Consider the following 24,823-nt stretch of genomic DNA (forward strand, 5'->3'; position numbering starts at 1 on the left):
ACTAACTTGAATAAATAAGCATAATAGGTGAATGAGTAAAACACTCATTCAATTGACCTTAGAGCGTCGCTAAGTCAAAAAGCAGAGTTACCAAAAAGCAAAGTAGGTAATTAGCTAATTGTTACTGCGACACTAATTTGCAGAGAAACGGTATCTTGCTCCTAAATAGAAGCGGCGACCATTTTGGTAAATAGCGGTTGGGGCATATTCATTACGATCGAATGTATATATGATCTCATTGTTTAGGTTTAAGAATTCGAAAATAAAATCTAAGTCATCGTTGATTGAGACTGTAATACTGCCGTCAAGCTGCCCATAATCATCCATTTTTGTTTCGCCAATGCCTGTGGCGAATTGCGTTCTATAGTTATAGGCAAGGCGAAGGCTGACTAAGCTATTTTCATAATATGCTGTGAGGTTTGTGCTGTGTTTAGAGGTTCCAGGCACCCAGTCATAATTACCGTTTAATTGGGTATTACGGTCTCCATCAACAAAAGTGTAATTTGCAATGATCCCAAAGCCATATGCGATTGCTTGCTGGTAACTAAGCTCAACCCCTCTGATCACACCCCCTGCACCATTAACCGGTCTATCAATGGACATGAGCACTCCTTCATGCAATTCAAGCGCTCGATTAAATTCAATAAAAGACTCTACATCTTTATTGAATATTGCAATAGATGCCAGTGCTGAGTCAGCAAAATACCACTCTAAACCAAAATCATATTGAGTTGCTCTGTAAGGGTTAAGCTCTGGATTGCCACCTTGGCCCTGCGCTTGAGTAACATTGTAATTAGTGGAGGGCATTAAATGATGGAATTGTGCTCGAGACATAACACGTGCAACTGCAAATCTAGAAATAAGGTGCTCAGTTAAATCAAATTGGATGTTAAGGCTAGGTAATAGGTCGGTGTAATGTTTTGATGTAGATTGCCAGTCATAACTGTCTGTTGGTGAAGAAGCTGTGCGCTCATACGCACCTGCTTTTTGCCAAGTAGAGACAATTCTTAGCCCTAAATTGGCTTTATAGCCTTCGTCAGCAAACTCAACCATGGCATAACCAGCAAGGGTTTCTTCTTCAATTGTGAAACGGCTGGTTTTTTCTTCTGTTTGAACGAAGTCTAAGGTTGAGAAGTCACGTGATAATGCATTGATATCAGCAAAGCTATACGCTTTTAAAGTATCGCTGCTTCCGATACCGTCTAAATAGCCACTAATAAACTCATTTGGATAATCAGCCAATGTGGTATTGAGTTGGCCTGCCAAGCCAGTAAGCCCACCATTTTGTGAACGCATGCGAATAAAATCACGCTTATGGCGTTTGTATTTGCCGCCAAACTTCAAGGTATGAAAATGTTGAAATGAGAGATCCCTAGTAAAGTCTTTCTGTAAAAAGTAGCCAGTATCGTTACCATCTTGACTATCATTGCGTGCTTCACTGATAAACCATTTTTGTGGGTCTAGCGGCGATATGTCATACTGGGTTTTAATATTTTTATTTTCCCTAGTATCAAAGCTGTAATGAGTATTTGCAGCAAATTGAGCCGTGTTATCTTCACTTGTCCCGCCGCTACCATGGGTATAGCCCACTTGATATTGAGCCTGCCACCATGGGCCGGTATAGAGCAAGTCGAGGTGGATACTTTGGGTTTGTATTTGTGCTTTTCGCCAAATTGCTTCCATACTGGTGTTGAATGGTTGCCTTTGCGCAGGTGTAAGAGACGCATGAGCAAGTGTGTTATCTATGATTTTATAATCGCTTATAGCACTACCTGCATCTAATGCCTTTCCTGGCTGCCATAAAAAATTTTGGTTTGAATTATCAGCATTGAGTTGAGAGTGCAGAAGGTGGCCCCTCAAAGTCCATAGTTCATCAATATGATAGGTGGCACTGGTGGTAAAACTGCTGAGTGCTCTGTCTTGTTGGAAAACCGCCGAGCCTCCGCCACCCGGCGACCATATATTTTGTAAGTCGCTTGGTTGATTAGCTTGAGTATTTGATACTAACTGGCCAGAGTCGTCTAGGTTGTAACTTCTTTCATGCCAACCCCAAGATTCTAGACCGTCTCTGCGCAAACTCCTGCTGTGATGATTTATCGTAAAGAGTAAAGCAAAATCACTATCTTCATTTATCCAACTATATACGGCTGATAATTGTGGATCGTGCTGCTGTGACAAATCATTGTATTGCAGCTGTGATGTGACGGATAACACGCCAGGATCTGAAAAAAGAGGGTCTAGGGTTGTAATATTTATTGCACCACCCAGCGAGCCTTCATCTTGATTTGCTTTTGGTGTTTTATAAACCTCTAAACTCGAAACGATATCAGCGGGTAGTAGGGTGAAATTGAAGCCTCTACTGGGTAGTGACGATATCCACCAGTCTGCTGAAGCTAGGTATTGTCCATTTAGGTATGTGCGATTTTGTTCTGGGGTTGTTCCTCTGACACCAATCCGTTCACCTTCCCCTTGTACTCTTGAGAGCGAAATACCAGTGATCCTTTGTAAGGCTTCCGCAACATTTTTGTCTGGGAACTTACCAATCTCTTGAGCACTAATGCTGTCTGAAACTTGGTCACTAAATCGTTTTATATTCAAGGATTTGACAACGCTGTCATGAAAGGCGCGAATTTCTATTCGAGACAGGTCGTTTTCAACTATTTCTGAGGGCTTTTGACTGTGCGGTTGGCTTTGGGCTTCTTGATCAGCTTTACTGTGGGCAAAGGACATATATAAAAGCGAAAGGGGAAGAAACAAATGAAAAATACGTTTCATGACCATTGTTTCCTACTCCTATTCTCAATTAACGTTCGGGAAACTTTGCTTTTATATTTCTATTTAAGTGCAACAGAAAGTACTGTAAAGTTGCGTTTAGGTAAAAAAATTTGTCCCCATCATAACATAGTATGATCATAATGGAATAGTCGTTATGTGCAGGGCCATGTTGCTTAGGCTCGTTTTTTGGATTGGATCAGTAAATGCAGTTTGAACGCTTTCTGTTAAATGACGTTTTGATAGATACCCAAAAAATGAGTGTCAAAGTCGACGGAATATGGCTGCCACTTGAGCACAAGCAGCTTGCATTGATAAGGCTGTTAATTGAAAAATCTCCTGAACCTGTCAGCAGAGATGAGATAATTAATCAACTATGGCCAAATCTTGTGGTTAGTGACAACTCTGTCAGCCAACTCGTGGCACAAATTAGGAAAACGCTCAATGATACGTCTAAAGAGCCTACTTTTATAAAAACAGTGCCTCGACTTGGTTATCAGTGTATTGCAATTGTTGCAAGTGCACCAACATTAGCCCAAAGAGCAAATTCTCCGCAAAAGAATATACCAATTAACTGGCTTGTTTTGGGGGTCTGTATTGGTTTTATTATTACTTTTATCGCTTTGTTTGATTTTAATATATTTAAATCTACACCAAAAATTAAATATATCTCTAGAATAACTTCTTCTCCGGGTGCTGAAGCTTATTTAAGCTTTTCTCCTAATGGCCGTTTTTTGGCTTACAGTCAAATTGTAACTGGTCAAAGTCAATATGATTTGGTTGTGCACGATCTCCAAACAAACTCTTCTCATACAATTAAATCATCCGGTTATAGTGAGCAAGCACCGAATTGGTCTGAAGATGGAAAGTGGTTGTTATATTATCGATATAGCCCGTTTAGTTGTGAAGTAAGAGGCTTGTCCGTTCATAATGCCATTGAATTGTGGCGTTTAAATCGTGATGTTTCACTATTGGAGTGTGATAGCGCACAAGTTCCTCAAAAAGTGATATTAAATAAATCTGGCCAGCTCTTTGTAAACGAGATGAGCCAAGGCAGAAAGGGGATAGTGAAATATAATATTAATATGGACGATATTAATAATTTATCATTATCAAAAAAAGAGACCATTGCTCAAGCTGAGGCTTATCGTACCCGCGGTGACCAAATTATTTATAAGCAAGATATGCAATGGTTACAAGGGACTATTGGTAAAGACGGTGTGATTAGGAAGACAGGGCTAGTTGAGGTAGGTGATGAGCCGTATTTTGGCTTAATTGACGGAAGTTGGTTGAGTGCTGGTAGCGAGTTAAAGTTACATTCACCTGGTCAGCAGACCAGCACCTTGTATAAGCCTTATGGTGAAATATCTGAAATTGCCATTAACAGTGAAACCGGCTTAATTGCCCATACAGAGGGGAGTGCCGAAGTTAATCTCTATGAGTTTTCTATCACATCTAATACGTTTACAGCAGTCTCTTCAAACTCAAGAATTGATACACAGGCCACGATTTCAAGTGATGGAATGCAGGTAGCATATGTCTCAACGACATCACATGCTGACCCTCAAATCACACATGTTGAAGTATGGCTAAAGCACCGTTTTAAGTCGAGCCCGAGTCTTTTAACAAGTTTACTGAAAAAGGATAAACCTAAGCTGCTGCTTTTTTCTCCTAATGGAGAATATTTAGCCATGCTGAGCGAGTCTAATACACTCTTTATAATCAATACCTTTTCGAAAATCCCTCGTTCTGTGATTAAGGAGAATCAAACTCTGCAGAATATATATTGGTCAAATGACGGAAAATCATTGTATTTTAAAACAATAGAGGAGAAGCGCTCTCAGTTTTGGAAACATGATATAGCTAGCGCGAGTAATACGCTTCTTCCTGAACTAGAGCAGCCCTATACGGCATTAATTAATAAAAATGAAAGCTTTGGCTCATATATAAATGATATTGGTGTGTATTTATATGAAGTATTGCAGGGAGAGGTGCCGCTTCATCATCTTTCTTATTCGTTAGAATTATATCGCCCTGCAATATACAAAGATGGTATTTATTATGTAGTGAGGCAAGGGCATCAATTATCATTGTTTAACTACAATATAACAGAGCAGACTAATGAGTTTGTTTCTGATGTTGGGCTTTATTTATATGATGTAAATGTGGAGTTGGGGTTAAGTGCAACCAGTGACGGTGAATATATTATAATTAATCGAATAGAAAATTTGGAAATGGATATTGTTCTTCATGAGTTTTTAACGGATTAGATACGTTTTTGGAGTTATTTGTTGCAATTAGCTAACTAAAAGTGCAGTGTAAGAGTACGCTTTTAACGTAATGGTGTACTTATGAAAAGAATAAAATGTGTTATCGCGTTATTGAGCATAGTGCTAATTAGTGGTTGTGCTTCGCCTAGTATAGAGCTGAGCAATCAGATATCCAGTGAAAATGGTATTGTATGGGGCAGTATGGCGTATGAAGGCAATTACGCTGATTATCAGGTCCATTTTAAAAATATTAAAACTGGGAAAAAGTACTTTTTATCTTTGAGCACGAGTGTGAATGAAGCGGGTCTTTTCGCTATTGAACTCCCAGCGGGAAGTTATATGTTCACAGGGTGGAAGGTCAGTGAGCAGTACATATCTGTTAATAAAATGGGCGAAACTGAGCATAACTTTATAAGCACGTCAGGCAAGCATACTTATTTAGGTCAGATACACTTTTCAGCGCAGGACATCACAAGGTCAAAACTACCAGACATCGAAGCGTCTTTGCGTAATCGTTATGCATTAGATATGAAGCATTGGCAAGCCTCTTTTGCGGACTTGGGCCTGCAAATACAAGGTGAACATTATGTCGCAGCACAGAGCACTTTGTGCCAATATTGTAATCTTACAGTGACATATACGCCCGCCCAAATTCGGTAAGTTAAGTCATATTGTAATCGGTATTATAAACTCCAAGGCTTTGCAGCGAGAGTCGAGTGGAAGACCAAAGCTGCTCATAGTCTTTTATAAACTTGCCAGACACGTTGATCCCAATAAGCAAATTTAAGAGCGCAAGTGCCTTTTGGTCAATGTCATTATCGCTGAAATTTCCCTGCATGTTTGCTGCATTTAGAAGACGTTTGAATCGAGTTAATACTGCATCTACGCTACTTGATAATGGAGGGGAAAGAATGTCATTGCTGCCCACGAGCTCAATAATACTGTTGATCATCAAGCATCCTTTTGCTTCTTTGTCTGTCACTCTCGCAACGCAAATATTCTGAAAGACAGTACAAATTTCTTTCAAGATATCACTTTGCTCATTGATTTGGTCAAAGGCACAAAAAGGAGAGTGAACATAGTAACGTTTGAGCACTTCTATAAAGAGAGATTCCATTGAGCCAAAGGAATGATAGAAGCTAGAGCGAGTAATACCTAACATTTCTGATACTGCTTTTACAGAGCAGTTTTGATATCCCTGACTCCAAATTAAATGCATGACCGTATCAACAGCTTGGTCACGGTTAAAAGCCTTATTTCTACCCATAATCCCTCCACGTACAACTTGAAATTTATTGTACACCAGTGGACAAATAAAAACTAACTCATATATTGTACACATGTGTACATTACTTGTTTTTAGTCAAACCAATAACAAAGGTTAAAGGAGATATAAGATGATAAAACGGTTTTTTTTAGTGCTATTAATGTATTTGAGTTGCACAAATGGGCTCCAAGCATATTCAGCAAGTGATAAGTTACCAGCTCCTGCCATTGATGAAACACTGCAGATTGAGCGTAAAAGTGTAGATGTAAAGCATTCTTTTATGTCTTACTTAGAGCTGGGGGAAGGTAAAGCTGTAGTTTTCGTGCATGGTAACCCGACTTCGTCTTACTTGTGGCGCAACGTGATGCCGTATGTTGCAAAGTCTCACCAGGCTGTGGCGGTAGATTTAATTGGTATGGGGCATTCAGGAAAGCCAGACATAGAGTATAACTTTAAACAGCAATTTCGTTATTTCAGCCGCTTTATTGATGAGCTAGAACTTGATGAAATTATTTTAGTTGGGCATGACTGGGGCGCGGCTATTGCGTGGCATTATGCTCGTAAAAATCCAGAGCGGGTCGCAGCATTGGCATTTATGGAAGGGGCTTTGCCACCTCTCATGCCTGCTGATAGCTTTGATGCGTTGGGGCCAAATATGGGGCCTTTTTTTGAAGCGATTAATGACCCTGTAATTGGTCACCAACTTGTTATTGAACAAAATATCCTAATTGAGCAAATGCTACCGTCTTTGGTAAATAGAACTCTGGGTGAAGAAGCGATGTTAGAGTATCGCGCGCCTTATGTTGATAAAGCTGACAGAAAACCTTTACTTGCATGGCCCAGACAAATACCTATCGCAGGCTCCCCTCGTCATACTCACAGAGTCATGAAAGGGATCGAACGATTTATGTCAAAAACGGATATGCCAGTTTTATTGCTTTATGCATCCCCCGGTTCTATTACACCTAACGCATTGATCCCTTGGTATGTCGAGCGAATTGAAAATATTGAAACCGCTTATGTCGGAGTTGGTTTGCATTATATTCAAGAAGACCAACCCAAGAGTATTGGTCTTGCAATTGCCGATTGGTTAAGACGGCTTGATTAGAATCATTGATTAATAGCCTATTTGTGCAGGTCCGACACTGCACAAATATAGCGCACATCGAGTAGATTCACTTATATGAATGATTGTTAGCTTAAAATGCTAAAAGCAACGTATCTGATCCCGTTGATTAATGAAGGTCAATCGTAGTTTTAAGTACGCTGTAGTCTTTCGCAATCTGAATATAATATGTCTGGTGCTGTCCTATTAGAGAAAGTAAAAAACCTTGTAATCGATAGTCGTAAAGCGCCAAGTCATCAAACTCTACAAAAATTGACCAATTTGGAGACTTACTCGATACCAAACTGATGCTATACAGTGAGTTATCATTTCTAACATCAATTTCTGAGATACGAAACCCTTCCAAGTTAAGCCGATGAGATTCATCTGTAAAAGAAAATGGCGTTTTCAAGATTGTTTTATTGAACACCATCGATTTCAAGTCACTGCGCGACTTATGCTTTACATAAATTGTATCAGGCTGCTTAGTGAGTGCTGAAGAGGTTGCTATCAAGTCTTTGAGTAAATTAGTTTGGGTTTTAGAAAGGGAATAATCTTGCACACGAACCACTCCAGCAGAGGCAGAGTTCATGAACATGTAAAGGCCAACAAATACAGCGCATTTAATTAATCGAATCATCTATCATTATAACTTTTAAAAACCGCAATCGTATTGTTTTTAATGTATAGCTACAAGTAGATGTTAATACAAAAAACGCCTTCATTAGACCATTAAGTTATTAATATCAAATCTTTATAAATTTTATATACCATAACTGAGTTTTAAGAGGGAATATAAACTGACTATGAATGGTTGCTTTGTGCCAAAAGAGGCCTGGAGTAGATAAAAATAAATGGTTCTGAGTTGAAAGCTGTATCGCAAAAACGCATTAAATTCGGTACCAAAATACCACTGATTTAACTAATATGATTGGCACCTTTCTTAATTACAGCTCCAACTCGTAAACTATTTTTTTTTGATAAATGACAAATGTCATGTTTTTTCATGACATTTGTCCATAACTTACATCTAGCGCTTTATTAATAATGCTCACATTAATAAAGCGCTAAGGGCTAGTATGAATCATTCACTAACTATTATTTTAATCTTGTTCACCACTATTTTGTCAGGCTGTGCCAACTTTGCTTACCAGCAAGAAATAAAAGAAGTCAAAGATTTTGACAGTATTATTGTTGGTGGACTTGCTGAAGTCTTTATCGCTCAATCCGATCATCAAAAGATCCAAGTACTTGCCCGTGGTATGCCCATAGAAGATGTCATTACACACAGTGAAAATGGCACTTTAACCGTGACTACACAGGGCTACCAAAGTGGTGAGTCGGTAAAAGTTTATGTGACATACAAACAATTAAGAAACATTAAAACCTCAGGTTCTGCTACTTTAACAGGCGAAAACCAATTAATCGCAGAGCACATCACTATTGTGACCACAGGGCCTGGCGATATAACAAGTTTATCCTTAGCAGCAAAGCAACTCAGCGTACAAACTAACGACACTGCCAACGCGAATCTTGTCGTTCAGGTAGAAAACTCAAACATAGAAATGAATGACACTGGTGACCTTGATATTCGGGGAGTGGCTAACCAGCAGCAACTGCGCTCGAATGTCTCCAGAGGTACTTTGAACAATACCCAATTAAAATTTAACTAGGATTAATAACCGGAGAAAAGTTATGAAGAAGTGCTCAGTATATCTGTTCGCATTATTAATTAGTGTTGGTTTAGCGTTGGTGTTAGCGTATAACAACAACCTGTACACTTGGGAAAAACCACAACAAAATATGTGGATACAAGGTGGGACTTTATTTGATGCCACCTCAGAGTTTGCAAGAAGCAACCCAGGAGTATTAGTAACCGGTGGTAGAATCGCTTGTATTGGTGAAAGCTGCAATGTTCCGGAAAAAGCCTTGGTAATTGACGCCACGGGAAAGTCAATTATGCCTGGCCTAATTGATTTACATGGCCACTTCTTTGGGGGTAAGGAACAATCCAAGCATGACAACATGCTAAATACAATTTGGGATCAACTTCGTTTTTTACCCAGTGTAAGACAAGACCTAATTCAAGCTGGCGTAACCAGTTATCGATCTTTAGGAGACATAGCGCCAGCTATCTTTGATTTAAAAAAATCATTGTCTCAAGATAAGTTAGCTGGTCCTCGATTATTTATCGCGGGTCCAATTTTTACTGTTGCAGGTGGTCATCCCACTCAACGTAAAGACATTCCATCTTGGGTTTTAAAACAAATGACTTTTCAGTCAGATTCTCCACAGCAAATCACAGCAAAAATCGAACAGTTAATTTTACAAGGGATTGACGGTATTAAGGTTGTTTATCAAGGTCACACCGACAGTGTTAATGATATTGAAATGCCTCGAATGTCTCGGGAAACACTAGCTACTATTACTTCGCTTGCAGAAAAAAACGGTCTTTGGGTGGCGGCGCATACCGGTGGTCAAAACGAAACAATTGAAGCGATTAACACAGGAGTGACCAGTGTTGAACACGGTATTCGGCATGGAAACATCATTCGCCAAGAGACGCTTGATGTTGTTGCTAACAATCAAGTGACTTATGTTCCCACGCTCGGTCGAGAGCCGAAGGGTCATTTAAATATTCCTCACCTGGCACAGTCTAATGTCATCTTAGGGGTTGGCACTGATTCACCGGTAAAAGAGCATGGTCAATATAGTTATCATATAGAGTTAAAGCGTTTAGTTGATGCGGGTTTAAGTGATACTCAAGCTGTTATTGCCGCGACAAAAAATGGCGCAATTGCCCTTAAAAAATCAACGCAACTTGGGACCATTGAACAGGGAAAACTTGCTGATATCCTTATAATCAATGGTCGCCCATGGGATAATATTACTGATATAGAGAAAATCGACACCGTCATAATCAACGGTCGTATTGGTTATTCCATTAACTAAGCTGCAGAAACAGGCATTTAGTAATTGATGGTATCTAGCAGATTTTATGAACATACAGATGTATAAAAGCTTCAATTTCCTACAAACTATTTAACATAAGTGAGCACTAATGCGGGAGGGCTTGGGCTCTTCTATTTTCATTATTTTTCATTTTCGGTGACCAAGCGGTTATTATGGGATTGAGCAGCGTTTATTATTATATGATTTATCGACGTCCGCTTTTTGCTGTTTATCGAAGTGCGGCGATATGCCGTTTGGGCCGTTAATTAAAGCTCGTCTAATCTAAAATACTAACAAAAAGCTGTCGTTCACCAAACGAGGTTATGAATAAGCAAGGATCACGAACTTATTCCCAACGTGTATGTTGTTAATGCAAATTTGAACGTTAAATCCGTTTTATAAGTAGCTTAATACCTTCATGCTCTGTAATTTCAGAAAACGGCTTTTCATCACCTAAAGTAAACTCTCTGTATTTTATAAAAGCTTTTTCTTCAAACCCCAATTTATTTTTAAAGATATGTTGAGAAACATTTCCATTAGCTTCAGCTTGTGCATATTTGAACCCCTTATTCTTGGCCTCGCTAATGCACTCAGATATCAATTTGTCTGCGACTCCATTCCCTTTAAACCTATCGTCCGTTGCGACAAACTTTATACTTAAATAAATATTATTTAGTAAAGTTTCACCTTTAAAATAGCTATTATTGAGTGCTGTGATCAAAGTCGCAATTGGATTACTTGGCTCTTTGTCATCGGTATCAATTTTATTCAGGGTCTCGGCCAGATCTGAAGTCAAAATAGCGCCAATAATTTTGTTCGTTGTTAACTCTCTGGCGATAAATCCCAATCCGTTGTCAGCACAATGCTGTGTTAGACCCAAGATAAACTCAGCAAACTCCTTTGGTGGCGCATTATTTGCTTCAGCCAGTGGCTCTCTTTCATTAAATGTAGCGACAACCAGTCTAGCTGTTTCGTGTATATTTTGAATATTGTCTACTGAAAAATTAAAATGCATAAATTAACATACTAGTATGAGGTTACCTTATGCAAGAGCATAAAAGACAAGATTAGTTTTTCCATGAGATTGAAACAAATAAGACCTCTACAGCAGGTTTTTCCTAAGCTCTTTTGGGCAATCGCGTGTTGTTTTAAAGTTGGCTTTCGACAAACTGATGTTAATGTGCATTTCTCAAGTTCGCAGCTTACTACCAGTTAGTTAAAGCTCAACCCTATGCGCAAAACGCTGGTTCAGATATAAGCGTCTACAACCTAGAGTTGACCAAGGAATTGTTCAATCTGACTTGTATCCCAGTGCCTTTTTTGGGCTTGCTTAAGTGCGCTCTGAGCTATTTCAATTGACTTTTTTTTGTTAGTGCTATGAGTAAGTTTGGCTTGTAGTAAAAGTAATTCAGGGTCACTTTCATCGTGCTCAAGTGCCATCTTGAGCCACTGGGCTAGGTTTTCATCATCACTTGGGTGTTTATATAAATGCAAACTCAGCGCTTTTATTGCTCTTTTATCGTTAGATGCTGAGCGTTTAAACCATTTCGTTGCCTCATAAGGGGCAAACAATTGACTATGTTTATCACTGTACAAAGTTGCTAATTTGTACTGGGCAGGTGAGAAGTGTAGGGCACTGCGTTTTAGCCAATTTAACGCCACATCAAACTGTGTTTTGTCATCTGAGTTAGTGAGTAGTTCAACGGCGAGCTTGTATTGTGCAATAGGCAAGTTATTTTTTGCAGCAGCAAGCAATATAGTTAAGTAGTCATTGTCGTCTCGCCAGTGGTATTTAAGTAATCGACTGGCGTTGTATTCGTTAGAGCTTAACCAGTTTGCGATGTAATACTGAACAAGCGCGTTACCTTGCTCGGCTGCATCAATATGACGTCTGATCTGAGCTTTATAATCTTGCTGCTGAAACGCCAAAGTACGCTTGTATTCTTTACCTTTATAGGTTGTGAAGTGATAAATCAGCGAGTGATTCTTTTTGGCTTTTCCGGGCTTGTAGCGCCAAACTTTAACCGCATTAATTAAAGATGAAGCGAAGATATTCTTAGGATAATCATCAATAACAATGATGTTTTTAACAACACCGGTTGCATCAATATCAAATTCAAGCCAAACCCAGCCTTCTATCCCTTGTCTTGCTGCTTGCTCTGGATAATCAGGTTGCTTATCAAAAGTACGTTCGGATGAGGGGAGCTGTGTGCTTGTCTTGCTGAAATCTGGCTGGTACTTCTCACTTAAGTATTGATAGCCAAATTGGCTTTTTCTTTGTTGCAGGGCTTGCTCTAGCACCTGTTTGTCTGCGTACTGAGACGAAATTAGATGCGCTGTTTTGAGTGCCTCTGCAATACCGTATTCGGCAGCGATTGAAAACCAAGCATGTGAAATTGAGAGGTTCTTTTCAGTGCCTTGACCATGGAGTGACATCACGGCTAAATTATAAATGGCGTCGCCGTTACCGAGTTGAGCCAGTTGATAAAACTCGTCGTAAGCTTTGACATAGTTTTGTTGCTGGTAATAGTGTGTTGCAGTAAAAAGATCCGCACGACTGCTTGTTGCGAACAGCGCCAAAATTAATATGATTAGTTCAATAGGCCTGACATGCTTCATGCTGATTAAAGTGGCACCTTGTGATAATTACCCAACCTACATCAGGCGTTATGTTACGTATTTACTATATTAATTTATGTACCTAAATGACCGATTCTACAGCTTTTACAAACAATTACCATATCTCATAGTACAAGGTGTTTAAAAAGAAAAGCTGAAGGCCTACATTCGTAGGCTTCAGCTTAAATCTCCTGGGCAGGGAGAGGCTTTCCTTGCCATATGCCGCTGTGTTTACAACGAACAAGGTGCAGAACTTGTGCAAGCGCTTAGTCTTTTACAAGTCTGCTTTTTTATTTAAAAGTTAAATCGAACACCAGCCACGAAGCGTCTACCATCTGCATAGACACCAGTAAGTGCCTGCTCAACACCTTCCTCTTGATAGCTAAATGTATGTTCATCGGTTAAATTGATAGCTTCTAAGACGACGGCTAAGTTTTCATTGATGTTATAAGTTAGGTTTGCATCAATTTGACCGTAGGCGTCAATGTAACCAGGCCAATCATTACCTGAGTCATATCCTGAGCGGTGGTTATATGAAATACGACCGCTGAGCGAGTCGTTTTCATAATATGCACTTAAATTGACTGTGTGCTCAGAGTTACCAGGAATAGTCACGTCGTTACCATCTTTATCTTTGGCTTCACCGTCTACATAGGTGTAGTTGGCAGAAATACCAACACCTTCAAGCAACTCTTGTTGATAGCCAAACTCTAATCCTTGAATTCGTCCTGCGCGACCATTTGAAGGACGACTGATCCTAATTGGGGTATTTTCATGTATCTCTAATGCAGGCGTACTGTCTAAGAATGATTGAATATCTTTATAGAAAAATACTGCCGAGAACAGTCCCGCTTCGTTGAAGTACCACTCAATACCAGTATCGAATTGTGTTGCACGGAATGGATCTATATCTGGGTTACCGCCTGTGCCTGTTTGAGTTTCAACGTTATATGAGGTTGAAGCTGTCATACTGGCATAGTCTGGACGAGACATTACTCTCGCTGCACTAAAGCGCATAAGTAGATCATCACTTAAGTCAACGGCGAGGTTAATGCTTGGTAGTACATCAAAATAGTCTTTGTCTTGTGTGGTCCACGTTTCAAGACCTGTTGCACCTGCAAATGCAGAAGACTCTTGCTTGGTGTGCACAAGCCTTACACCTAAGTTACCACGCATGCCATCTGCATCTATGGTTGTTTTAACATAACCTGCTAGTATTTTTTCTTTAATGTCAAAAGTACTGGCTTTTAAAACTCTATAGTTCCAGTTAAGAGCATCACCATCTTGGCGAACTCTATCTGAGTCAGTAATGGCATAAGATCGTAATGTACCAGATGAACCCAAACCAGATAGGTAGTCGCTTGGCATCACAAGTGAGTAATCAGCTAAGCTCCAGTTGAGGTCAGTACGTGCATCTGTGGTGTTTTTGGTATTAAAACGGCTATGATCCCGGTATTTAACACCCATTTTAATTTCGCTGAATACAGCAACATCAATAGGGCGTTTAAAGTCGGCTTGGAAATAGCTTTCGTCATCTTTTGCATCATTGTTGTCGTAACGCAAAAAGCCGAGGTTCCATTTTGTGCCATCTTTCGGATCTGCACCATAAGAAGTTTTAACATCTTCTACTTGCGAGGTATCAAAAGAATGTACGTAGTTACCAACCCAGCCTACAGAGCGGTCAGCTTGTGAACCACCAGAGCCTTCGGTATAACCTAGTTGATAAGTGGATTGCCAAAGCTCGCCTTCATGCTCGACTTTTAAGTCATACGCTTTGGTTTTTAGCTTTGAGTTTCTTACTTTTGTTTCATTTAGGATATTTGTACTGTCTGGAGATAACCCCATGGTACCACCGACAACCATTTTTCCGACCTTATTTTGATCAATGATTGTGATGTCTGTATATTGCGCGCCGCCACGCTCAGGTAACCATAGAAAGTTTTGGTTTTCATTATCGGCATCCAGCGTTGAATCTAATACATTAAATGAAATATCTGTCGCGTCACTTGGGCGATATTGAAGCGCAAGTGTGATACCTGTTCTAACACGTTCTTGGGAGAACATTGCAGAGCCACCACCGCCCGGGCTGTATACATCTTCATGCACGGTACCATCTGCCATGGTGATGTTTCTGTCTGTCCAGCTCCAAGCTTCAATACCATCACGGCGCAGATTTCGCTCTTGTCGAATTAACGACACAAGTGCGCCAAATGTTTCATCATCGTTTTTGAAGTTATACATGATGGACGCTTGCGGATCTGTTTCGCCAGAAACCTCACTATGTTGGGCTAACAATGAGCCAGCTATTTTGTTCGCTTCTAAATCGAGCGGTTTTCTTGTTCTGACAATGATTGTGCCACCGATTGAGCCTTCATCAATGTCTGCTTCAGGTGATTTATACACCTCAAGACCAGATACAATCTCTGATGGTAGCATTGTATAGTTAAAGCCACGACTCGCAGCTGAGTTTGTCCACCAGTCCGTTGAACCGACGGCTTGACCATTTAACAATGTTCGGTTTTGGCTTTCACTTGTGCCTCGAATACTTACTCGCTCACCTTCACCAAAGCTTCTAGTAAGAGAAACCCCTGTGATCCGTTGAAGTGATTCTGCAACGTTTTGGTCGGGAAACTTACCAATGTCTTCTGCTGTCACAGCATCTACGATTGCATCTGCATAACGCTTGGTATTGAGCGATTTAACAACACTGCCGCGGATACCACGAACTTGAATGACTTCCACTTCTTTTTGATTTGAAACAGCGCTGTCATTTTGTGCAAACGCATAAGGTGAAAAATACAAAGTAGAAGTCATTAAAGCTGAGCTTATTGCCAGCGACAACTTGTTTTTATTGTTGAACATGATACCAATCCCCTTGGATGAATTTTTGAACGTAATCACTTAAATGTAACTTTGTGCAGTTGAAATTTAACAACATGTCTGCTTGTTAAATCTTGAAAGGGTGTGATTAGTTATGAAACAATAATTTTTCAATTTGTTATTTTTCTTAGTTTATGATTTATCTGCTTATAATTTTTAATTCCCCATGTTTTTTGGATAGATAAGTAATTTTATTTTTTATATTTAAAATTTAAATTTATTAACATTCACAACTAATGAGGTTTTGTGGTTAAGAAATTTAACCTTTATTGGAAATGGGCAACTTAGCACCATGACTTATGAATTGCGTTTGGCACAGGAGTAGGGTCGACTTTTTGCACGTTAACTGTTTAGTATGCTCGCCTGATAAAGCTGTAAATAACAATCTAAAGGGGCTTAGCGATGCATTATACATAAATTAAAATCAGCACATAATGGACTGTTTGAGTAGAAGAATTGGGAGCACGACAAGCGCAGAAGTGCATTGGATATGTCAATAAATGTGTGAAAATTGAAGCGGCCTAAACAAACTACAGCCCCTTCATGAGATAAGGGGCTGTGTTGAGTTATATTGTGCTACAAACTCTTTTTAGGAGGCAGGGCCACATTGGCAAAGATTAAACCTGCGACTAGGGACATAAAGATCAAAAAGGTCTGCTGGCCAATATGATCCGCCATCACAAAGCTTTGTCCTTCAATTAAAGAATTGAGGCCAATGTATGTTTTAGAGCCAGGTACTAATACAATCAAGCCTTTCATGGTGACGATTGAAGCTGGCGCGTTCTCTACGCGGTTAAAAATATTACTGAAAATGCCAACGGCAAATGCACCAGCAAACGTGCCTAAGGCATAATCAAAATAAATAGCTGCGCTGACTGAAACAGCATAAGCAATAAACCCAGATGTAATGCACCAAGGCACATGTTTTAATTTGGTTTTGAATATAACAACAAGGCTAACGCAAAGTAAGAATACTGCTAACCAAGCCGTCCACTTTGGCAGCGGATCGGGTTGAACAAAATCAACTTGTCCAAACACATAAAAGCCAATGCTAATTCCTAAAAAGGCACCAAAATAGAGTTTGAATAACAGCATAAAGGCATCCATAACCCTAGCGGTACCAGATACCAAGTGACGTGCAGAGAGCTCAGCAAACCCTAACGCTAACGCCAAACCTGGGATAAACACAATGATTGCGGATAGCACCACTAATCGGATATTGAGTTGAGGATCAAGGTAGGCCGAGACGGCACACGCAGCAAATGCTGAAGCGATGGCCACCATAGGTTCTAGCATATGGGTGACGCGCTTAGAGTGCTCAGACCAAAGGATAAATAAATATACCAAGATAGAGATTATCCCAGACCATATTACATCACTCCAGCTGGAACCCATTAGCATAGCAAACGCGCCTCCCGAGACCGCAAAAGCAAGTGCCATTTGCCACCTAGAATAAGGGGAGTCAGCGTTTTGGATCTGCTCAAGGCTTTCATCAGCTTCAACGATTGTGAGTTCGCCGGCCAGCATTTTATTTACGACGTCATCGGTATTGGCAAGTGAGCCTAAATCATGGTCGCCTGGTTCAACTCTGGCTACATGGGTGTACTCTTCTTCATGTCCATCAGTCCAAATTACAAAAGTAACAGAGGTTGGAGACATCACAAATGAAGACTTTAAACCGAGGTGAGTGGCAACTTCCATCAAGTGCGCTTCCAAACGAAAAGCGGGGGTACCATATTGATGAAGCATTTTGCCAAGTTTAACAATAAACTTGCGCTTTTGTGTAAACGTAGCTGAATTCAACTGTGTAATACCTAAAATAGTTGAGAGGTTGAGGGCAAGCCCATACATTTAAGTGTTGGTCACTTAAATCCCAAATTACGTAACTTATGATACAGTTAAATTATGTTGTAATTTTGAATACTCGGAGCAAAAAAACGTAGGTAAAAATGCCTTGTTTGACGCTTTTTCGCGGCGTACTCAGTCTAAGAAATAGTAAAGACATTACTCTTATCCCATTTCTATAAAGCTAATAATAAGTTACGCCGCGCATTCTAACCAGTTTTGCCTTATTTTCAACGCATTTTATTTGCGTTTTTTTCTTCGATCCACTGTGACATGTATTGTGTGCTGCGCAGTGTATGGTGTTTGAGCATTTGACCGAAGAAATTCTGTGTTCGATGAGGTACTAGATTTTTTTGGATTTCAGCAATTTTGTTTATTAAACGGGTACTTAACTCTTTCTTGTCATATCTGTCATGCAGAATTTTAAGGCCATTTTTTTGCGCTTGATGAAAGTCTTGTTGATTTGTATATAACGAAACAGCAGCTTCAATAAACGTTTCATCACAGGTTGTTATCGCGCCATGCCATGGTAAGTCACCATGCATGCCTTCTGCACCAATTTTCGTGGTGACGCAGGGAGTTTGAGTTAACATGGCTTCCAATAACTTGCCCTTAATACCTGCGCCAAATCTGACAGGAGACAAACAGACGCGACTGTTTTTCATCACCTCAATTGCATCATCTGCCCAGCCTTTGACTAAAAAACCAGTTTTAGGGTTGTTTAAATCAGTTGCTTTTTTAGGCGGGTAAGAGCCATAAATATGTAATTGCGCGTCAGGTAGGCGTTTTTTAATTGCTGGCCAAAGCTTTTGCAAGTAAAGAACAGAGTCCCAATTAGGCGCATGACGAAAATTACCAATTGTCATGAAGTGTTGTCGTGTTTCAAATGATGGCAGCTCGCAGGGCAGCGAATCTAGATCGACTAAAAACGGCAGGTGAACTAAAAGTGCAGGGCTGATGTTAAAAGTTGATTGCAACAAGTCATATTCATAGTCTGAGATGATTAGGGATAAATCACAGCGAAGTATCGCTGCTATTTCTCTTTTCGCCAACTCACTATCTAAAAGAGAGTCTAAGTGGAAGTCAATACCGGCTTTTATAGCCGCGTGTCTTGTACCTCTTAAACACTGTAAGTCTTCGGTGTCTAAAATTTTCATGGCTTGCGGCGCAAATTTATCAATACGCCAGCCAAATTGCTCTTCCATCATAAAGCGGTCAAACATGACGATATCAGGAGCTAGCGTTTCTACATAGTTATCGAAGCTACTGCAGTTGAGGGCTATTTGCTTACTGGATATGCCATAGTTTGACAAATCAATCATATGGTCCGTTTGCTGTGCAGGGCTTGCAAATTCAACTTGCCAGCCTTGCGATGTAAAAAATTGAAGCAAAGAGAGCATATGCATGCCCGCAGCCGAAGAATTCGGCTCTGGCCATACATAGCCAATAACTAAAACTTTATTCATTTAAGAAGATGATTCTCGTATTTGTAAGGATATATCGACCAGTGTTCTGACTGGCGGTTGTGATTTGTTTAGAATTTCACTCAGTGCTTGGCAAGTTCTTTTGCCTATGTCGTTGGCGTCAATGCGCACTGAAGAGAGGGCTGGGCGCATAAGGCGTGAATCAGCTAGGTCGTCAAAGCCAATTACCTTCACGTCTTTTCCGGGTACCAAGTTATGCTCTCTCATGGCTTCCATTACGCCGTAAGCGATGACATCACTAAAACAAACAACAGCTTGAATATCAGGTGCTTGATTTATGATGTCGTGAAATGCATCTCTGCCACCTTGGCGGTTAGTCGGTGCTTTAATTTCATATGACTTTACCGGTGACGCATGTGCGGATATTGCAGAGCGAAAGCCACTAACACGTTCATGATAATCAGATATTTCGTCTGTACCGCCTAAAAAGGCGAGGGAAGACAACCCTTTTTCTAGTAAATGCTCTGTGGCTAAATGGGTACCTTTTTGATTGTCAGGCAAAATACAAGGCGCATCAGCAAATTGTATTTCACGCATGATATTGATGACAGGAAACCCAGTTGATACCAGTTGATTTACCCACTCTTTAGTCGTGCCGGGCGCTGGCACAATGACAAAAGCGGAGACGTTATATTCTTTTAGTGTGTTGACCACTTGTTGCTGGCGTTTGAAATCCTCACCAGTATTGACGAGCATTGGGACCATACCAAGTGCATAAATATGTTTTTCTAAACCAACGGCTAGTTGTGCCGAGTAGGGGTTGGTTAAGTCATTGATAACTACAGCTACTAAATTAGAGCGTTTGCTGCGTAATGCTGCTGCATCACGGTTGTAAACATAGCCAAGTTTCTCAATGGCTTTAAGTACTTTTTCTTTACTTTTGTCACTTACTTTGTCGGAGTGAGTTAATACGAGAGAAACAGTAGATTTGGAAACTTGCGCTTCTTTGGCAACATCAAAAATTGTTATTTTTTCTGGTTTTTTGTCGTTGTTCATAAGTGCCTGATCGCATACGTTGTGCTGATGACGGTTGCATAGTTTAAACCTATCAACTTCGACTCTGCAACTTACAATTCAATTGTGGTGCTTTTGTATAAAACAATAGTCTAAAAAACAGCTTTTTGACTGTAAAATGTCTCTAAAATACTGCACTGGGCCAAAAATAAAGATATGATGTCCCGTTGTGGCTATTTGACTAGGACTACAGAAGTGATAATTATCAGGGCATTAATTCTATTTGTTAGCGCATGTATGTTAAGCAGTATCGGGTACGCTGATGCATCTACTTACAAGCAACCTTCAGCTGAGATGGCTGAGTTAATACAACATCATAGTGTTCCAGAAGCCCTAGTGAATTCACAAGGTAGTTGGATGGCGTTACTTACTGAGCAAACAGGTGCACATTCAAATACGTCAACGTCTAATCTTCTCGGTGTGCATTTCAATACAGCCACTAATTTGCATACTGATTTGCCAAGATATTCATCTCTATCTTTTAAGCACATCGATACTGGTGCAGTGCTGAATGTTACGGGTATTCCACAAGGAAATATTGTCCACCCCACTTGGAGTGCAAATGGCCGATATCTCGCGTTTGTGCTTGAAACTACAACAAGTGCGCACCTTTGGATTTATGATATTAAGCGCCGTAAACCAAAAAGCTTATCGAGCTTTGCGCTTAATGGCTTCGCAATTAACAAACCGTTTGAGTGGCTTGCTGATGGCTCAGGTCTTATTGCCAATTTCAGAGTGAATTTGTCACACAACAAGGTCCGTCATGAAGTGACACCTGATACTGGCACAGGGCCATTGGTCGTTACTTCAACGGCCAAAATAGCAAAGGTAGACGACGAGGGATTTAGTGCAGCGAAGCAGTCTCAATTTATGCAGTTTGCACTAGGACAGTTGTATAAAGTCCCATTAAATGGCAAAGCTGTGGCAATTGGGCAGCCAGCATATTTTAGCGAGTTTAAGTCATCGCCAGACTCTACAAATTTAATCGTGGCCATGATAGATGTGCAAAATTTGGCAGATATGTCAGAACAAGATTTTGATAACCAAAGTTTCAGCGTCTGGCAGATCTGGGGTATGCGAGGCGTACCTTTGTACGAGGTATTTCGTCCAAAAAGTACACTATCCGAGCAAGACATACTGTCTCAGCCATTTATAGACTCTACTCTTAAAAGAGGCTTTCAATGGCGTGCGGATAAAGGGGCTACGTTAGTTTGGGCACAGTCAGAGCCAGATGATGACAATGAGAGCTTATATAGCATCTCAGCACCTTTTAGGCGCGATCCTCGACTATATACAGACGTAGAAGGGCGCGTGTCTGAAATCATTTGGGGCGATAACCAATTGGCGTTGATGGTGATTGAGTCTGATCAAGGTAAAAAATCCTACTACTCTTTTTCTCCATTGACACCAGAGCGTGCGAAGGTTAGGTTAAGTCTGTTTGATGACATGGGGACAGGTGAGCAGCGCGAACTTGTCATGACAAAAAATGAATTAGGCGTTCCTGTCGTTAAAGTGGCAGGTGGACGATATTTGTTTTTAAAGGGCACTAAAAAGCGAGATGGTGTGGATGTTCCTTACCTTGCAAGATTTGATGCTCGCGGCAATCTTATAACGCCCATCTGGCAATCTAGCACACCCTATTTTGAGCAGGTGATTGCCGTGTTGGCAGACGATGGTATGCAGTTTGTTACACGTAAAGAGTCCAAAGAAAACCCGGCGAATTACTTTTCTCGCAATCTTACGTTTGATGTTGTGGAGCAGCTGACAAAGTATGCCCATCCATATCCAAGCATGCAGCCGATCCGCAAAGAGGAAATGCAGTTTAAAGTGGGCGCTGGTAAAGTGATCAAAGGTGACTTTTACTTACCTAATAGCTTTGACCCAAGCTTAGGGCGCATCCCATTGGTGATTTGGCTTAATAATGGTGAACAAAATAAAGCCAACCAAGAAATAGATTCCCCTTATTTATTTCCTGAGCTTAATGCAATGAATGGCGTCCCATTTGTTCATGAAGGTTATGCTGTTTTAAATTTAAAAAACATGCCTGTTTTAAGCGCAAAGCTACAAGGTCAGCAATTAGATAAACAGCTGCGTGATACTGCTAAAGTGATCATTGATACATTGGTATCACAAGGTATTGCAGATAAAAGTAAAATTGCTATCGGTGGCCATGGACTAGCAGCAACGAATGTCATGAAATTACTAACGCAAACTGACATGTTCGTCACGGGGATTGCCAGAAGTGGCACATATAACTTAACACTAGCGCCATTCATATTTGGTGATGAAGCGCAGAGTTTGTGGGCTCAGCAAGATAAGTATTTGGCAAACTCTCCATTGTATTTTGCTCAAAATATGAAAAGCTCTGTTTTATTGATGCATGGCTATCAAGATCGTCAAATTGGCAGCTATCCTGTGCAGTCAGAAAGAATGTTTAGTGCGTTGAACGATCTTGGAAAAACAGCAAGGCTTGTGTTGCTTCCCAATAGTGATCATACCTTTAGCGATGACAAAGATTTACTGCATATGTTATATGAGCAACAGCAGTGGTTGAAGCTGCATTTTGAACCTTTGCCAGAGGTTGAGGAATTGGATCAAGTGCCTGAAGCGCTGCGTTTTGAATTACCCAGTGAGCAAGAAGCTGGCTTCGAATATCCTTCGCCTTGGGGTTAGCTAAAGGCCCTGAGTAGGGCCAAATCCGACTTACATTAACGCTCTTTAGTGGTTATCGAGCTGCCAAGTGATGCCCCTATGACTAAAAAGATTGCAACCCATTGCCAGAATGAAAGAAGCTCCCCCAAAATAAGCAGTCCTGCCAAGGCGGCGATAGCTGGCTCTAAGCTCATCATGATACTAAACCCTTGCGCAGGCATGTTGCGTAGGGCTACCATTTCTAAACTGTAAGGCAGGGCGCTTGATAATATACCAATGGCAAGCCCTAAGGGGATCAGCGACCAGTCCAATAGCGCACTTCCTTGAGAGATAACACCATAGGGAACAACTGCAAACGCGGCGATACTCATTCCCAGAGCGACAGCCATTCCACCTGAACTCTGCCCCCCCGTTTTCTTGCCAAAAATGATATACCCAGCCCAACATGCGCCAGCGATAAGTGCAAGTAGCACACCAATGGGGTCAAGACCATCGACTTCGTTCATATTGGGTAAAAGTAAAAAAATACCTGCAATAGCCAGTAGTACCCACAAGTAGTCTCTTTTGCGTTTGGAAGAAAATAACGCGACTGCAAGTGGTCCGGTAAACTCAAGTGCCACCCCAATTCCAAGGGGAATACGTGCGATAGCATAATAAAATGTTAAGTTCATAATGCCGAGACATAGGCCATATAGAATAACAGGTCGCCAGTTCTTCGGTAATTTCCGCCAAGGCTTAAAAATTAAGCAAAGTATCAATGCCGAAAAGCCTAAACGATATGCAGTGGTCCCTTCTGGTCCCACATGAGGAAAAAGTTGCTTTGCGATTGATGCGCCAGACTGAATAGTGATCATGGCTAGTAAAAGGCATGCAATTGCATATAAAAAGCGTTTATCTAGAAGTTGCATATTTGACCTACCGATATGAGAAGGGCGCTAGTTTAAAGGGTTACGAGCTATCTCTCAATCATTTTGTATACATTATTCTTTGCTTGGATGTGCTTTGAGCTTTTATGTAATTACAGTGTTTTTTTGTTTTATTTAGGTGTTTTTGTTGTGTTTTTTGTGTATCTAAAAAGGGCCGCATCACTGCGGCAGCTTTAAAAATGTCTGCCATGCATCTTCATGTTTTGACATTTGCTTGTGTTTTTTTGAATTAAGGTGTGCTTGCCTATCTTGCTCTGTTAGGAATGGCCCAACACGACACATTGAGCAATGAGATGGCTTGAGGTAATCTGGTTTCGCCAACGTTAAACAATCAAGGGGTTTTGGTGACCAAAAGTAGCTAATCCCACGGGTATCTTTGACGTGTTTATCCCTATCAACATTACGGATCTTGTACTCAGGAAATTGGCTGATATCAAACTCAGTTTGTCCTAGATAATCAATGTTTAGCCCTTGATGAAGCGTTTCCTCTAAATTCCATTCGCAGTATGGCTTAACATCTTTTGAAGTAATAACACTGAGCATTGGTCCTGTTGCATCTAATGCCACTGATTGCGAGTAATTCAAGAAGTGCCTTAGCAGTCTTCTGTTCAGGGTATTGATACTTAGCGCACTTTGCTTAAACGCTTCATGAGATGAAAATGCAGGAATTAATGGAAATTGAAAGATAACAATATCAAATGTTTGCCCAGCTAACCTTGCCCAAGAAGCGCTATTTGTTGCGTCAAATTCGGTCAGTACTTGAGTGTCGGTATTTCTCAGTTTATCCAGCGCATGGTTTTGGTATTTTGCGCGCAACTCAACTTCACTGTCATAAATGCTTGCAACAATAAGCTTTGGGTTTAAGTATTTCTTGATTGAGTAGGAGAAACTTAAATCTCCATCACCGACAGTTAAGATTCGCCAATTTGATTTTAATTGCATGAGTAAACACTGACTATTTCAAAGCTGCGAATTATATCAAGATTTTTATCTCGAAGTCGCTAACTGTTAGCGACTTTTAGAGGGGGAATACGCAA

The 24,823-nt window shown here is 40.4% G+C and carries 17 protein-coding genes; 6 read left to right on the forward strand and 11 right to left on the reverse strand.

Features of this window, described 5'->3' with window-relative positions; translation table 11 throughout:
- Positions 1 to 132: 132 nt before the first annotated feature.
- Complete coding sequence (locus QNM16_RS10585) at positions 133 to 2,775, reverse strand: TonB-dependent receptor (RefSeq protein ID WP_284020453.1); 2,643 nt, start codon at positions 2,773 to 2,775, stop codon at positions 133 to 135.
- A gap of 203 nt (positions 2,776 to 2,978) precedes the next feature.
- Between QNM16_RS10585 and QNM16_RS10590 the strand changes: the two genes are divergently transcribed.
- Both QNM16_RS10590 and QNM16_RS10595 read left to right on the forward strand, forming a co-directional pair.
- Positions 2,979 to 5,042 (forward strand): winged helix-turn-helix domain-containing protein, encoded by a 2,064-nt coding sequence (locus tag QNM16_RS10590; RefSeq protein WP_284020454.1) that lies wholly within the window; start codon positions 2,979 to 2,981, stop codon positions 5,040 to 5,042.
- An 81-nt stretch (positions 5,043 to 5,123) separates the two neighbouring features.
- Entirely contained in the window at positions 5,124 to 5,702 is a 579-nt protein-coding gene (locus tag QNM16_RS10595) for a hypothetical protein (protein WP_284020455.1), read from the forward strand.
- 1 nt (position 5,703) lies between these two features.
- Here QNM16_RS10595 and QNM16_RS10600 read toward each other — a convergent pair whose 3' ends face one another.
- Positions 5,704 to 6,309 carry a TetR/AcrR family transcriptional regulator gene (locus tag QNM16_RS10600; protein ID WP_284020456.1) on the reverse strand — a complete coding sequence of 202 codons (606 nt, stop codon included), beginning with the start codon at positions 6,307 to 6,309 and terminating at the stop codon, positions 5,704 to 5,706.
- Between the two features lie 130 nt (positions 6,310 to 6,439).
- Here QNM16_RS10600 and QNM16_RS10605 point away from each other — a divergent pair, with 130 nt between their 5' ends.
- The gene (locus QNM16_RS10605; protein WP_284020457.1) at positions 6,440 to 7,417 is read left to right on the forward strand and encodes a haloalkane dehalogenase; all 978 of its coding nucleotides are present in this window, start codon (positions 6,440 to 6,442) and stop codon (positions 7,415 to 7,417) included.
- 127 nt (positions 7,418 to 7,544) lie between these two features.
- Here QNM16_RS10605 and QNM16_RS10610 read toward each other — a convergent pair whose 3' ends face one another.
- Entirely contained in the window at positions 7,545 to 8,012 is a 468-nt protein-coding gene (locus QNM16_RS10610) for a hypothetical protein (RefSeq protein WP_284020458.1), read from the reverse strand.
- 481 nt (positions 8,013 to 8,493) lie between these two features.
- On the opposite strand from QNM16_RS10610, the gene QNM16_RS10615 reads away from it, so the two are divergent.
- Entirely contained in the window at positions 8,494 to 9,087 is a 594-nt protein-coding gene (locus QNM16_RS10615) for a GIN domain-containing protein (RefSeq protein WP_284020459.1), read from the forward strand.
- Positions 9,088 to 9,109: 22 nt separating this feature from the next.
- Positions 9,110 to 10,366: an amidohydrolase family protein gene (locus QNM16_RS10620; RefSeq protein WP_284020460.1), complete on the forward strand. Its 1,257-nt coding sequence runs from the start codon at positions 9,110 to 9,112 to the stop codon at positions 10,364 to 10,366.
- A 385-nt stretch (positions 10,367 to 10,751) separates the two neighbouring features.
- Here QNM16_RS10620 and QNM16_RS10625 read toward each other — a convergent pair whose 3' ends face one another.
- From QNM16_RS10625 to QNM16_RS10650, 6 genes are all read right to left on the reverse strand, one after another.
- A complete protein-coding gene (locus tag QNM16_RS10625) occupies positions 10,752 to 11,381 on the reverse strand; it encodes a GNAT family N-acetyltransferase (protein WP_284020461.1) in 630 nt (209 codons plus the stop codon).
- 254 nt (positions 11,382 to 11,635) lie between these two features.
- Positions 11,636 to 12,985 carry a TonB family protein gene (locus QNM16_RS10630; protein WP_284020462.1) on the reverse strand — a complete coding sequence of 450 codons (1,350 nt, stop codon included), beginning with the start codon at positions 12,983 to 12,985 and terminating at the stop codon, positions 11,636 to 11,638.
- Between the two features lie 294 nt (positions 12,986 to 13,279).
- Positions 13,280 to 15,847: a TonB-dependent receptor gene (locus QNM16_RS10635; RefSeq protein ID WP_284020463.1), complete on the reverse strand. Its 2,568-nt coding sequence runs from the start codon at positions 15,845 to 15,847 to the stop codon at positions 13,280 to 13,282.
- A gap of 594 nt (positions 15,848 to 16,441) precedes the next feature.
- Positions 16,442 to 17,668, reverse strand: a complete 1,227-nt coding sequence (locus QNM16_RS10640) for a threonine/serine exporter family protein (RefSeq protein WP_211035311.1) — start codon at positions 17,666 to 17,668, stop codon at positions 16,442 to 16,444.
- Between the two features lie 272 nt (positions 17,669 to 17,940).
- On the reverse strand, positions 17,941 to 19,176 hold the full coding sequence (locus QNM16_RS10645) for a glycosyltransferase (RefSeq protein WP_284020464.1): 1,236 nt from the start codon (positions 19,174 to 19,176) through the stop codon (positions 17,941 to 17,943).
- Complete coding sequence (locus QNM16_RS10650; RefSeq protein WP_284020465.1) at positions 19,177 to 20,190, reverse strand: LacI family DNA-binding transcriptional regulator; 1,014 nt, start codon at positions 20,188 to 20,190, stop codon at positions 19,177 to 19,179.
- Positions 20,191 to 20,403: 213 nt separating this feature from the next.
- On the opposite strand from QNM16_RS10650, the gene QNM16_RS10655 reads away from it, so the two are divergent.
- Positions 20,404 to 22,881: a S9 family peptidase gene (locus tag QNM16_RS10655; RefSeq protein WP_284020466.1), complete on the forward strand. Its 2,478-nt coding sequence runs from the start codon at positions 20,404 to 20,406 to the stop codon at positions 22,879 to 22,881.
- A 35-nt stretch (positions 22,882 to 22,916) separates the two neighbouring features.
- On the opposite strand, the gene QNM16_RS10660 is transcribed toward QNM16_RS10655, so the two are convergent.
- Both QNM16_RS10660 and QNM16_RS10665 read right to left on the reverse strand, forming a co-directional pair.
- Positions 22,917 to 23,768, reverse strand: a complete 852-nt coding sequence (locus QNM16_RS10660; RefSeq protein WP_284020467.1) for an EamA family transporter — start codon at positions 23,766 to 23,768, stop codon at positions 22,917 to 22,919.
- A 177-nt stretch (positions 23,769 to 23,945) separates the two neighbouring features.
- Complete coding sequence (locus QNM16_RS10665) at positions 23,946 to 24,728, reverse strand: class I SAM-dependent methyltransferase (RefSeq protein WP_284020468.1); 783 nt, start codon at positions 24,726 to 24,728, stop codon at positions 23,946 to 23,948.
- Positions 24,729 to 24,823 lie beyond the last annotated feature (95 nt).

The organism is Pseudoalteromonas umbrosa, assembly GCF_030125375.1.
GTDB classification, from domain to species: domain Bacteria; phylum Pseudomonadota; class Gammaproteobacteria; order Enterobacterales; family Alteromonadaceae; genus Pseudoalteromonas; species Pseudoalteromonas umbrosa.

Excerpts from the sequence above, each read along its gene's own strand:
- QNM16_RS10585 (WP_284020453.1), bottom strand. The coding sequence starts at position 2,775 with ATGAAACGTATTTTTCATTTGTTTCTTCCCCTTTCGCTTTTATATATG.
- QNM16_RS10590 (WP_284020454.1), top strand. The coding sequence starts at position 2,979 with ATGCAGTTTGAACGCTTTCTGTTAAATGACGTTTTGATAGATACCCAA.
- QNM16_RS10595 (WP_284020455.1), top strand. The coding sequence starts at position 5,124 with ATGAAAAGAATAAAATGTGTTATCGCGTTATTGAGCATAGTGCTAATT.
- QNM16_RS10600 (WP_284020456.1), bottom strand. The coding sequence starts at position 6,309 with ATGGGTAGAAATAAGGCTTTTAACCGTGACCAAGCTGTTGATACGGTC.
- QNM16_RS10605 (WP_284020457.1), top strand. The coding sequence starts at position 6,440 with ATGATAAAACGGTTTTTTTTAGTGCTATTAATGTATTTGAGTTGCACA.
- QNM16_RS10610 (WP_284020458.1), bottom strand. The coding sequence starts at position 8,012 with ATGTTCATGAACTCTGCCTCTGCTGGAGTGGTTCGTGTGCAAGATTAT.
- QNM16_RS10615 (WP_284020459.1), top strand. The coding sequence starts at position 8,494 with ATGAATCATTCACTAACTATTATTTTAATCTTGTTCACCACTATTTTG.
- QNM16_RS10620 (WP_284020460.1), top strand. The coding sequence starts at position 9,110 with ATGAAGAAGTGCTCAGTATATCTGTTCGCATTATTAATTAGTGTTGGT.
- QNM16_RS10625 (WP_284020461.1), bottom strand. The coding sequence starts at position 11,381 with ATGCATTTTAATTTTTCAGTAGACAATATTCAAAATATACACGAAACA.
- QNM16_RS10630 (WP_284020462.1), bottom strand. The coding sequence starts at position 12,985 with ATGAAGCATGTCAGGCCTATTGAACTAATCATATTAATTTTGGCGCTG.
- QNM16_RS10635 (WP_284020463.1), bottom strand. The coding sequence starts at position 15,847 with ATGTTCAACAATAAAAACAAGTTGTCGCTGGCAATAAGCTCAGCTTTA.
- QNM16_RS10645 (WP_284020464.1), bottom strand. The coding sequence starts at position 19,176 with ATGAATAAAGTTTTAGTTATTGGCTATGTATGGCCAGAGCCGAATTCT.
- QNM16_RS10650 (WP_284020465.1), bottom strand. The coding sequence starts at position 20,190 with ATGAACAACGACAAAAAACCAGAAAAAATAACAATTTTTGATGTTGCC.
- QNM16_RS10660 (WP_284020467.1), bottom strand. The coding sequence starts at position 23,768 with ATGCAACTTCTAGATAAACGCTTTTTATATGCAATTGCATGCCTTTTA.
- QNM16_RS10665 (WP_284020468.1), bottom strand. The coding sequence starts at position 24,728 with ATGCAATTAAAATCAAATTGGCGAATCTTAACTGTCGGTGATGGAGAT.